The organism is Agromyces binzhouensis, assembly GCF_004135055.1.
In the GTDB taxonomy this organism is placed as follows: Bacteria; Actinomycetota; Actinomycetes; order Actinomycetales; family Microbacteriaceae; genus Agromyces; species Agromyces binzhouensis.
The window spans coordinates 1-6,822 of sequence record NZ_SDPL01000148.1 but is presented as its reverse complement, the minus strand read 5'-3'; the positions used below and the strand labels follow the sequence as shown (position 1 = coordinate 6,822).

The window sequence follows — 6,822 nt, the reverse complement described above, 5'->3', positions numbered from 1 at the left end:
GGCCGCGACGGCGTCGGGGGTGGGGTCGGGGTTCGTGCCGGGCGGCGCGGCGACATCCGGGGTCGCGACGCCGTCCGCGTGGGGGACGGATGATTCGAGCATGTGTGCAGGCGCTCCGAAGCGCGCTCGTCGCGCCGGCCATGGTGCGCTGCGGCCGGCGGGCAGGAGCGTGCTCAGGGTCACGGCCGGGTTCCGCGCGATCCGGGAGACGGGCTCGAGCCGCGGTGATGCTGTGCACCGGGCGAGCACCGAGTCCAGCGCGCCCGGCCATAGGAGCCGGACACCACGCAGGGAACCGTACGACCCCGGTGGGCACTCGGAGGAATGCCTGGCGACCGGGGGCGCGGACTGGGTGTGTGGTCCACGTGGACCGTCGTCAACCGTAGCCACGTTCTCGTCCGGTTCCCAAATCGTGCCGCGTGATTCGGCGCTGACCTGCGGTTTCCCACCGTGCGAGTGTCGACGGCCACGCGACGACGCGACGGGACCTCCGTCCCTCGAAATACCCTAGGGGTATTGGTAGCGTCGAACTGCGGCCGGATCCCCGGACCGCGGAGCCACGACCGCTCTCGTCCCGTCCCCGAAAGGCGCACGCCATGCCCACCCGCAGGAGCACCCTCGTCAGCACCGTCGCCGCGATCGCCCTGGCGGGCTCGGTCGTGTCGCTCACGGCCTGCATGCCGTCGCCGACGGACGCCGCCTCGGAGTCGACGGCCGAGATATCGGCCGAGCCGACGACCCCGGCCCCCGAGGCATCCGTCGACCCCGCTCCGGAGGACGCCGACGACACCGCAGCCACGCTCCGCTACCTGATCGAGGAGGAGAAGCTGGCGCACGACGTCTACCTGGTGCTCGGCGACCTCTGGGACGCCCGGGTCTTCACCAACATCACCGCGAGCGAGACGTCGCACCAGGAGCTCGTCGCGCCGCTGCTCTCGGCGCGCGGCATCGAGGACCCCCGCTCCGACGAGGTGGGCGTGTTCGCGGATCCCGACCTGCAGGCGCTCTACGACGAGCTCGTCGCGCGCGGGTCGACCAGCCTCGACGAGGCGATCCAGGTCGGCATCGCGATCGAGGAGCGGGACCTCGCCGACCTCGGGGCGGCGATCGCCGCCGAGGACGAGTCCGACGTGATCAGCGTGCTCGAGCGGCTCTTCGCCGGCTCCGAGAACCACCTCGCGTCGTTCGAGCGCCTCGCCTGACGGCGGGGCCGGTGCGGGGTGGGCTCAGGCGCGAGCGCCCTCCACGGACTGCCGCGAGCACTCCGCGCACAGCCCGAAGACGTCGACGACGTGCGCCGGCGCCGTGAAGCCCTGCTCCGCCGCGACGCGCTGCGCCCACGTCTCGACCTCGTCGGCCGCGATCTCGACGGTCAGCCCGCAGTTCCGGCAGATGAGGTGGTGGTGATGGCCGGTGCTGCACGCGCGGTAGATCGCCTCGCCCTCGGGAGACTGCAGGCAGTCGGCGTCGCCGCTCGCCGCGAGGTCGCCGAGCGCCCGGTACACGGTCGCGAGCCCGATGGGCGACCCGCTCGCGTGCAGCGCGGAGTGGAGCGCCTGCGCGCTGATGAAGCCCTCGGTGCCGTCGAGCGCATCGCGCACCGCCTCGCGCTGCCAGGTGTTCCGTTTCATGCGATCCGTGCGTCCTCCGCGGTCTCCACCGGTATCGGAGCCCGCCTCGAGGGTAGTCGCCGCAGCTGTGAGCCGCCGAGCGCGACGAGGAAGAACGCGGTCGCCGCGAGTGCGATCGCCGGCCCCGCGGCCACCGCCAGCGCGCGCGAGGCCAGCACCCCGATCACGCCGGACGCGGCCCCGATCACGGGCGCCGCGAACAGCACCCCTCGATAGGTCGACACGACGGCGCGCGCGGCGGCCGCGGGGGCCGCGATGAGCGCTATCGCGAGGATCGCGCCGACGGCCGGCAGCGAGCTGACGACGGATGCCGCGGTGAGCCCGAGCACCAGGAGCTCGACCGGCCATTCCCGGAACCCGGCGGCCCTGAAGCCGCCCGGATCGAACGTCGAGAAGGCGATCCGCGGGCCGAACGCCGCCACCAGCGCGACCGCTCCGACGAGCACCACCGCCGCGAGCGCGATGTCGGCATCGCCGACCGTCAGGATCGACCCGACGAGGAGCGACTCGGGGCGGACGGGGATCCCCGGGATGAGGGCCTGGAGCAGCGCACCGGCGGCGAACCCGCCGGTGAGGACGATGCCCGCGGCGACCTGCGCCCCTTGGTGGCGGACTCGTGCGATCGCGACCACGACCGCCACGATCACGACGGATGCCACGGCCGCACCGAACGGGACGCTGAGTCCGAGCGCCGCCGCGGCGACGGCACCCGGGTAGGTGGCGTGCGTGAGCGCCTGCGCGAAGAACGTGCGACGGCGGAGCACGACGAGCGCGCCGACGAAGCCGGCGCCGGCGCCGATGACGACGGCCGCGAGGAGCGCGCGCTCGAAGTAGCCCATCACCGCTCCCCCGCCGTTCGGGCGCGGGTGCGCGCCGGGACGGGCGCGGGCGCCGAGCGGGTCGTCCGGTCGCGGACGACCCGGTACGCCAGCATCAGCGCGTACACCACGACGAAGACCGCGACGACCGTGCTTCCGGCCGGGAGGTCGATGCCGGCGCCGACCGACGCGCCGAACCCGACGGCGAGCCCGAGCCAGGCGCTGACGGCGCCGACCGACGCCGCGATCGGGAAGAGCCGCCACAGGTGCACGGTCGCGAGTCGGGCGGATGCCCCGGGGACGATGAGCAGCGCCAGCACGAGGAGGGTCCCCACCGTGCTCGCTCCGGCGACCACCACGAGCGCGATCGACGCGTTCAGGACGAGGTCGAGGGCGAGCCCGCGATCCCCTGCTGCGCGACTGCCATGGGGATCGAACGCACGGAAGACCTGCTGCTTCAGCGTCGCCCCGACGGCGACGGCCGCGACGAGCGACACGACGACGAGCGGCACGACATCCTCGGGCGCGATCGTGAGCACGCGGCCGAAGAGGAGCGCCTCGAGCTCCCCCGCGTAGTCGTCGCTCCGCGAGACCACGATGACGCCGACGCTGAACGTGGCCGTGAGCACGACGGCCACCGCGGCGTCGGACGTCACCCCCGCGCGGAGGAAGAGGGTGAGCAGCACCGCGCCGATAAGCGCTGCGATGGCGGCGCCCGGTACGAGTCCCGCCGTGCCGCCGACCGCGAGTCCGATCGCGAGCCCCGGGAAGACCGCATGGGTGAGCCCGTCGCTGATGAACTCGAGGCCGCGCAGGTTGACGAGCACGCCGACGATCCCCGCGACGATCGAGAGCACGAGCAGCACGAGCAGTGCGCGGCCCATGAACGGCAGCGCGAATGCGCCGAAGAGCGCGTCGCCCAGGCTCATCGCGAACCACTCCCCCGGTCGCATGCCCGAACCGGCATCAATGCCCCTCGTGCCCCGGGACGACCACCGTGTGCTCGTCGATCTCGACGCCGACGCCCTCGAAGCACTCCTGCACGTTCTCGAGCGTCAGCACGTCGTCGACGGGGCCGCAACCCACCTGGCCGCCGTTGACCAGGAGCACCGTGTCGCACACCTGGCGCGCGAGTTCGAGGTCGTGGGTCGAGACGATGATCGCGACCCCGCGGCGCTTCAGGGTTCGAACGGTCTCGATGAGCGCGTCGCGGTTCGCCTGGTCCAGCCCGTTGAACGGCTCGTCCAGGAGGAGGAGCACGGGCTCGGAGGCGAGCGCGCGCGCCAGCATCCCCCGCTGGCGCTGACCGCCCGAGAGCTCCCCGAACCGCCGGCGGGCGCGGTCCGCAAGACCCACCGTCTCGAGGGCGCCGCGCACGACCTCCCGATCGCGGCGTCCGGGCCAGCGCAGCAGGCCGAGCCGCCGGTAGCGTCCCTGCATCACGACCTGTTCGAGGTTGATCGGGAAGTCGGGGTCGAGGTCCGATGACTGCGGCAGGAAGCCGATCATGCCGTCTGAAGCATGTTCGGAGCCGCCGACCCGCATGCTGCCCTCGACGAGCGGCACGAGGCCGAGGATGCCCCGGAGGAGCGTCGACTTGCCCGCGCCGTTCGGCCCGATGACCGCGACGGCCTCGCCGGGCGCGACCGACAGTCGCAAGCCGGCGATGCCGGCCCCTCCGGGATGCCGGAACGCGGCGTCCCGGAGGACCAGGACGGGTCCGGAGTCGCTCATGCGGTCATCCTCCCAGCACGGAGGGCGACGGGGAAGGCGTGACGCCCCACGACTCGAGGATCAGGCGCGCGTTGTGCACCTGGCTGCCGAGGTACGTCTCGCCCTCGGAGCCCGGCTGGCCGAGCGAGTCGCCGTAGAGCGCGTCCTCGCCGGAGTAGACCGCGACCCCGGCCTCGTCGGCGATGGTCTCGGCCGCCTTCGGCGAGATGGACGCCTCGGAGAAGACCGCCTGCACCCCGGTCGCCACGATGCGTTCGACCAGCTCGTCGATCTCGGCCGCGCTCGGCTCGGCGTTGTCGTCGAAGCTCGGGATCACGCTGCCGACGAAGGTGATGTCGTACGCGTGGAGGAAGTAGGTGAACGCGTCGTGGTTCGTCACGAGGAGTCGCTCCTCGACGGGCACGGTCGCGACGTTCTCGTCGATCCACGCGTCGAGGGCGTCGAGTCGGGCCGTGTACTCGTCCGCGTTCGCGGCGACCGCGTCGGCGTCGATGCCGGGGACGTCGGCCAGCCCGTCGGCGATGTTCGCCACCATCCGCTCGGCGAGCACGGGATCGGTCCACACGTGCGGGTTCCCGTCGCCGTGGTCGTCGCCGTCGCCGTCCGCCTCGGCGTCGTGGTCGTGGTCGTGGTCGTCCTCCGTGGCCTCGAGCTCGATGCCGGTGCTGGCATCGATGAGGACGCCGTCGAACCCGGACGCGTCGACCGCGTCGTCGATCCACGACTCGAGCCCGGCGCCGTTCACGACGAGCGCGTCGGCCTCTCCCAGCGCGAGCAGCTGCGCGGCGGACGGGTCGAAGGAGTGCGCGCTCTGGCCGGGCTGGAGGAGGCCCGTCACCTCGGCGGACTCCCCCGCGACCTCGCGGGCGAAGTCCGCGACCTGCGTGGTCGTCGCGACCACCCGGACGCCGTCCGACTCCGAGGCGCCGGGTGTCGCGCATCCCGCGAGCAGCGTGACGGATGCCGCCCCGAGGGCGAGGGCGGACCAGTGGGTGCGACGAATGGAAGCGCTGGGCATGCCACGAGGGTACGCGTTATTGATAATGATTGTCAAAACCATCTGTCGGGCATCCGGTCGTTCGCATGACGTTCTGTGCACGGGGACTGTCGCTCGTCGGTCGTCCATGCGAGAGTGTCAGCCGTGGAAACCGCCACGAGTCCCATCACCCTGCACCCGTTCACCCCCTCCGACGCCGAACGCCTGCTCGACGGCCAAGTCGACCCGGTCGACGGCTGGGAGGGCGGCTACTCGTTCACCGACGAACCCGAGCTCCTCGCCGACTACCTTCGCGCAGCGCGGCGCGACGGCGACCCGGCGCCCTACGGCCCCTACCTCGTCCGACGCCTCGGCGCCGACGGAGAAGCCGGCGCCGCCGTCGGCGGCGTCAACCTCTTCGGGCCTCCCGACGACCGCGGCGCAGTCGAGTTCGCGTTCGGACTCGTGCCCGCCGCCCGGGGCACCGGATTGTCCCAGCACGTGGTCGACGCCGCGCTCGACGTGCTCCGCGAGGCGGGCGCGCTCATCGCCCGCGCCGAATGCGAGATCGCGAACCTCCCAGCGCGTCGCGTCCTCGAGCAGGCCGGCCTGGGCGAGGTCGGCCGGTCCGACGGCGTGGTCGCCTTCGAGATCCGGCTCTGAGTCGCCGGCGAGGCGTCCAGGGTTCGGCGCGCGCCCGCTACTCGAGCAGGAGTGCCGGCTCCTCGATGATCGACGCCACGTCCGCGAGGAAGCGGCTGGCGACGTCGCCGTCGACGACCCGGTGATCGAACGACCCGCCGATCGTCGTCACGAACCGAGGCCGGACCTCGCCGTCGACCACCCACGGCTTCTGCCGGATGGTGCCCAGTGCGACGATCGCCACCTCGCCGGTGTTGAGGATCGGCGTGCCGGTGTCCATGCCGAAGACGCCGATGTTCGTGATCGTGATCGTGCCTCCCTGCATCTCGGCGGGCTGCGTCTTCCCCTCCCGCGCGGTCAGCGTGAGCTGCTCGAGCGCGGTGGCGAGCTCGACCATCGTCATGGCCTGCGCCTCCTTGACGTTCGGGACGATCAGCCCGCGAGGGGTCGCCGCCGCGACGCCGAGGTTCACGTAGTGCTTCACGATGATCTCGTCGTCGGTCCACTGCGCGTTCACGGTCGGGTTCCGGCGTGCGGCCCAGATCATCGCCTTCGCCATGATGAGCAGCGGCGACACCCTGACCCCAGCGAAGTCGGGGGAGGCCTTCAGCCGCTTGACGTACTCCATGGTGCGCGTCGCATCGACGTCGACGAAGACGGACACATGCGGTGCGGAGTATGCACTCTGCACCATCGTCTGCGCGATCGCCTTGCGCACGCCCTTGACGGGGATGCGGGTCTCGCGGTCGGCCGGCAGCTCGGGCGTCTGGATGTTGCGGAAGACGCTGGCCTGACTGGCCTCGCGGATGACGTCGTCGCGGGTGATGTCGCCGATCGGACCGGTCGGCGCCACGCGTGACAGGTCGACGCCCAGGTCCTTCGCGAGCTTGCGGATCGGGGGCTTGGCGATCACCGGAACGCCGTCGTCGTGGCGTTCAGCGGCTCGGATCGGCTCCGCCGGCGCGGATGCGGGCGCCGCGGGGCGCGATGCCGGCGCAGTCGCGGGGACCGCGGGCGGCGC

The 6,822-nt window shown here is 72.4% G+C and carries 8 protein-coding genes; 2 read left to right on the top strand and 6 right to left on the bottom strand.

Annotated elements, in window-relative coordinates:
* The first annotated feature begins 596 nt into the window (after positions 1–596).
* A complete protein-coding gene (locus tag ESO86_RS08950; RefSeq protein WP_129234585.1) occupies positions 597–1,202 on the top strand; it encodes a DUF2202 domain-containing protein in 606 nt (201 codons plus the stop codon).
* A gap of 24 nt (positions 1,203–1,226) precedes the next feature.
* Here ESO86_RS08950 and ESO86_RS08945 read toward each other — a convergent pair whose 3' ends face one another.
* The 5 genes from ESO86_RS08945 to ESO86_RS08925 are packed head-to-tail and all read right to left on the bottom strand — an operon-like array spanning position 1,227 to position 5,201.
* Entirely contained in the window at positions 1,227–1,631 is a 405-nt protein-coding gene (locus ESO86_RS08945; RefSeq protein ID WP_129234584.1) for a Fur family transcriptional regulator, read from the bottom strand.
* The gene (locus tag ESO86_RS08940) at positions 1,628–2,470 is read right to left on the bottom strand and encodes a metal ABC transporter permease (RefSeq protein ID WP_129234583.1); all 843 of its coding nucleotides are present in this window, start codon (positions 2,468–2,470) and stop codon (positions 1,628–1,630) included. Before ESO86_RS08940 ends, ESO86_RS08945 begins: the two co-directional genes overlap by 4 nt.
* Positions 2,470–3,378: a metal ABC transporter permease gene (locus ESO86_RS08935; RefSeq protein WP_165307548.1), complete on the bottom strand. Its 909-nt coding sequence runs from the start codon at positions 3,376–3,378 to the stop codon at positions 2,470–2,472. Before ESO86_RS08935 ends, ESO86_RS08940 begins: the two co-directional genes overlap by 1 nt.
* A 37-nt stretch (positions 3,379–3,415) precedes the next feature.
* The gene (locus tag ESO86_RS08930; RefSeq protein WP_129234581.1) at positions 3,416–4,183 is read right to left on the bottom strand and encodes a metal ABC transporter ATP-binding protein; all 768 of its coding nucleotides are present in this window, start codon (positions 4,181–4,183) and stop codon (positions 3,416–3,418) included.
* Positions 4,184–4,187: 4 nt separating this feature from the next.
* Entirely contained in the window at positions 4,188–5,201 is a 1,014-nt protein-coding gene (locus tag ESO86_RS08925) for a metal ABC transporter substrate-binding protein (RefSeq protein ID WP_129234580.1), read from the bottom strand.
* Between the two features lie 123 nt (positions 5,202–5,324).
* Here ESO86_RS08925 and ESO86_RS08920 point away from each other — a divergent pair, with 123 nt between their 5' ends.
* Complete coding sequence (locus tag ESO86_RS08920) at positions 5,325–5,822, top strand: GNAT family N-acetyltransferase (RefSeq protein ID WP_165307545.1); 498 nt, start codon at positions 5,325–5,327, stop codon at positions 5,820–5,822.
* 37 nt (positions 5,823–5,859) lie between these two features.
* Here the strand turns inward: ESO86_RS08920 and ESO86_RS08915 are convergent.
* Positions 5,860–6,822, bottom strand: a 963-nt coding sequence (locus ESO86_RS08915) for a dihydrolipoamide acetyltransferase family protein (RefSeq protein WP_165307542.1), incomplete at its 5' end; no start/stop codon positions are given.

What these genes read in the sequence shown, in the direction of transcription:
- ESO86_RS08950 (WP_129234585.1), top strand. Translation starts at nt 597, where the DNA reads ATGCCCACCCGCAGGAGCACCCTCGTCAGCACCGTCGCCGCGATCGCC.
- ESO86_RS08945 (WP_129234584.1), bottom strand. Translation starts at nt 1,631, where the DNA reads ATGAAACGGAACACCTGGCAGCGCGAGGCGGTGCGCGATGCGCTCGAC.
- ESO86_RS08940 (WP_129234583.1), bottom strand. Translation starts at nt 2,470, where the DNA reads ATGGGCTACTTCGAGCGCGCGCTCCTCGCGGCCGTCGTCATCGGCGCC.
- ESO86_RS08935 (WP_165307548.1), bottom strand. Translation starts at nt 3,378, where the DNA reads ATGAGCCTGGGCGACGCGCTCTTCGGCGCATTCGCGCTGCCGTTCATG.
- ESO86_RS08930 (WP_129234581.1), bottom strand. Translation starts at nt 4,183, where the DNA reads ATGAGCGACTCCGGACCCGTCCTGGTCCTCCGGGACGCCGCGTTCCGG.
- ESO86_RS08925 (WP_129234580.1), bottom strand. Translation starts at nt 5,201, where the DNA reads ATGCCCAGCGCTTCCATTCGTCGCACCCACTGGTCCGCCCTCGCCCTC.